This window comes from Hyphomicrobiales bacterium (assembly GCA_030688605.1).
Classification (GTDB): domain Bacteria; phylum Pseudomonadota; class Alphaproteobacteria; order Rhizobiales; family NORP267; genus JAUYJB01.
The window spans coordinates 1-3372 of sequence record JAUYJB010000101.1 but is presented as its reverse complement, the minus strand read 5'-3'; the positions used below and the strand labels follow the sequence as shown (position 1 = coordinate 3372).

General features: G+C 59.2%; 4 protein-coding genes. 1 reads left to right on the top strand and 3 read right to left on the bottom strand.

The window, feature by feature from the left end:
• Positions 1–86: 86 nt before the first annotated feature.
• Genes Q8P46_11090 through Q8P46_11080 form a run of 3 tightly spaced genes read right to left on the bottom strand, consistent with a single transcriptional unit; the run spans position 87 to position 2947 of the window.
• Positions 87–1319, bottom strand: a complete 1233-nt coding sequence (locus Q8P46_11090; protein MDP2620699.1) for a S49 family peptidase — start codon at positions 1317–1319, stop codon at positions 87–89.
• Positions 1282–2736: a phage portal protein gene (locus tag Q8P46_11085; protein MDP2620698.1), complete on the bottom strand. Its 1455-nt coding sequence runs from the start codon at positions 2734–2736 to the stop codon at positions 1282–1284. Before Q8P46_11085 ends, Q8P46_11090 begins: the two co-directional genes overlap by 38 nt.
• A gap of 4 nt (positions 2737–2740) precedes the next feature.
• On the bottom strand, positions 2741–2947 hold the full coding sequence (locus Q8P46_11080; protein ID MDP2620697.1) for a hypothetical protein: 207 nt from the start codon (positions 2945–2947) through the stop codon (positions 2741–2743).
• Positions 2948–3049: 102 nt separating this feature from the next.
• Here Q8P46_11080 and Q8P46_11075 point away from each other — a divergent pair, with 102 nt between their 5' ends.
• Positions 3050–3301 (top strand): hypothetical protein, encoded by a 252-nt coding sequence (locus Q8P46_11075; GenBank protein MDP2620696.1) that lies wholly within the window; start codon positions 3050–3052, stop codon positions 3299–3301.
• Positions 3302–3372 lie beyond the last annotated feature (71 nt).

Here is a 3372-nt window from a genome sequence, read left to right as displayed (position 1 = left end):
AAGGTGGCCAGATCGCGGGAGAAGAGGTTGGGGCCCTCATATTTCAAGACATCTCCCAGGTACTTCGGTTGAGTTTTGACGGTCATTTAGTTGACTCCTTTCGCCGCCAGGCGTTCGACGGCTTTAATCACAGGATTGTTTTCAAGCGAGGGTTTTGTGCCGATGCCCGTGTCGGGCATCACGTGAGAGCGGATCTCGGCTCCGTTCTCCGCAACCTGGGCTTCCATCAGGGACTGGCGAGCCTCGTCGGGAGTTGCTTTGCGGGCGAGCAAAGCCGCAGCCTTAGCGGGCATACCGGCCAGCGTGCAGAGTTCAACGATCTCCCTGGCCTCGGCGTAGCCGAGCTTGCGGGCTTCGGCTTTGAGGGCTTCGAGATCCGATGGAACTTCAGGCGCTTTTTGCTCAATGACTTGTTCAGCCATTGGTTGTTCTCCTTTCAGTTGAGTATTGGCAGCCAGAGCTGCCCGGTTGGTGTTGCGATTAGCAATTACGGTGCGCAGATCTACCAGCGCATCCTGTCGCGTGCCCATGCGGTCAGCCAGTTTGAGATTCACGGCATCGCTACCGAAATAAAGCGCAGCCTCGGTATCTCGGATGAAAGATTCCGGCGTTCCTCGGTTCCGGGCGACGGAACTCACAAGCAACTGGTAGGTCCGCGCGACTTCCGCTTCGAGGACAGCGCGGGCTTCTTCGCTCAGAGGCGCGTGGGGTTGAAGGTCGGCCTTATGAGATCCGGCGTAGATGATCGTGTACTTGTAGCCCATCTTCTCGTCATTGCCGCTCACATCGAGATGGCTAACGATCACGCCGATGCTGCCCACGCCGGAGGTTCGGCTGACGTAGACGCGCTCCGCTCCCGAGGCGAGTAAATATGCGGCGCTGAAGGCATCGTTGTTGGCCACGGCGAACAGCGGCTTGGCCACTCGCGCAGCGAAAATGGTGTCGGCAGCGTCGAATGCTCCGGCCAGTTCCCCGCCTGGCGAATCGACGTCGAGCAGAATGGCCTTGATTGCGGGATCGGTTGCGGCGTCTTCGATCTCGGCCTGAATGTCGGTGTACGAGCGGAGACCGGAGAGTGCATCAATCCCGTAAGACTTGTGAACCAGCGTTCCTTCGACAGGAACAATGGCAATGCCGTCCGGGGTCACTTCGTAGGACTTACGCTGGCCACGGTCCGAAGCTGTGACCACAGCGGCGGTCGGTGAGGCATCAAGTCCCAGCCGGGGAGCTAGCACGCCTAGAATAACCTCGAGCTTCTGCGGGGCGATCAGAAGAGGCGTATCAAAGATCCGCGTTGCCAGATGCGGTAGAGGCTGCATTCGTTTCCTTTCTTGGGTCGGTGTCGTATTCCAGGCCGAGTGAATCGGCCCGCTTGTTGTCCGCGGCGATCTCCCGGTCGATGACTTCAGCGTCGTAACCCTGTTCGGAAACCACTTCAGCGCGGCTCTTGAAGCCAGCACGCACCGCCATAATCTGCGCCTTGGTGTCCTTGAGTGGATCGACCCAAGCAAAGCCCGGCGAAATCCACTTCACGTCGAAGTAGACTGCGGTATCTGCTGTTGCGCGCAACGCGCCCGCCAGTAGCGCTGCCTCAATCCACCGCTGCCAGATCGGGCGGCACATCTGAAAGACGATCACTTGGTGTTGGAACTGCTCGCATCGCCTCCGGAACTCCAGCAGGCCGGCCCGGATTGAGGAGTAGTTCACGCCGGTCAGGTCGCCGGTGAGTTGCTCGTAGGTGATCCCCATGCCGGCTGCGATGCTGCGGAGCTGCACCCGCATGAAAGTTTCATAAGTTGCTCCTACATCGGCGGGCGTGGAAAACTTCACATCTTCGCCAGGCAGCAGCACTTGGAGCGTGCCTGGCTCAAGCCCTGCCAGAGATGTTCCACTTGAGTCGGGAGTTTGTTCGCCGAGGAGCCGGTCCTCGGGGGAATTCTTCGTGACAAAGCCGGCGAACATCGCCGCCGTCTTCTTCCGGACCAGTTCTGCGTCGTCGTACTGATCGAGTTCGTAGAGCTTGATAAGGACTTGTGTTAGCCAGGGCTGGCCACGAAGTTGTCCTGGCCGGATCGGACGAAACAAATGCAGGACTGAATCCGCTGCTACCCGGACGAGTTCCGTCGAAGCCATCGGGTTGCTCGTGTCACCTGGATGCTGCCGATACAGGTGATAGGCGACTCGCTTTCCGATGCCGTTGAACTCGATTCCAGCCCGAATGTAGTTGCCATTCTCAAGCTTCCGCGTTTCGTTCGTCGGCAGGTGCTCTGCCTCGAGCAGTTGTAGCTGCAAGGGTACGGACAGCCCGTCTTTCGGCAGCCGCGGCCGCAATCGAATGAAGCACTCGCCCGCCTCCATTACCGAACGGCAGGCGATTGCCTGCAGCCCGTAAAAGTCGGTAAGCCCCGCGGCATCCGCCTCGTCGGTCCACCGCAACCACAGCGTCTGGATCTGCTCCTTGACCTCTGCATCCGGGTGCTGTGATTGCGGCTTAATCCCCGTGCCGATGCAGTTCCCAATAAACGCGTCGAGCGCATTAGTCGCCCAGGGATTGCGGCGTACCATGTCGCGCGAGCGCGACCGCAAAGTGTCTGCACTGCGGAAGACCAGCGTGTTGATGTCGCTAGTTGCCGGCGTCCAACCTGTGGTGCGGCGCGTTGCGGCCGCCGCCTCGTAATCCGACGCCGCTTTCAGCCGCCGAAATGCGGAGGCCTGCAACTGTCTCCAGAAGCCCACGGTTTCAGAAGCCTTTCTCCGTCGAGACCCGAATCTGGCGGGTGATCGGTGCACCGCTTGTCTTTGCCAATTCCGCTTCCGCGGCGGCAATAGCCGCCTTTAATTCCTCCACAGTTCGGTACTCCACCTCGCGGTCCCCGAAACGGACACGGCGCACACCGTTGGCGAGGGCGTCACGGAGCGCCTGTAATTGTTCGGGTGTGTAGGGCATTCGCTAATCCTTCGGGTCCGCAAAAAATCGGAAGAATTCGCTTGCTATCGGTTTTGAGTGAAGCGATCTATAGACCCGCGCTGAAGCGCAGGGAGGTGACCGATGACCAAAGACGAACTGATTGCCTGGGCGAAAGCACACGGATGGGCCGAAGATCGCTACGGTCATTTCCAACGGACAACCTGCATGCCGGAAGGTTGTCCAAGGGAAGTGCGGACCTATCGCCTGAAACTCAGCAACATTGCCGTCCGCTACGAGGTCAAGTCCAGCGCGGGCTGGGTGCGCCTTCGAAGCGGGTACTACAAAAACCTCACCACCGCCGCCGACGGGAAACTCGCCGGCATGACTCACTAAAAAAAGGAGACGAAACAATGCGAACTTTCACCATCGATAGCGAGAACAACATCACGGCCTTTGCCTCCATG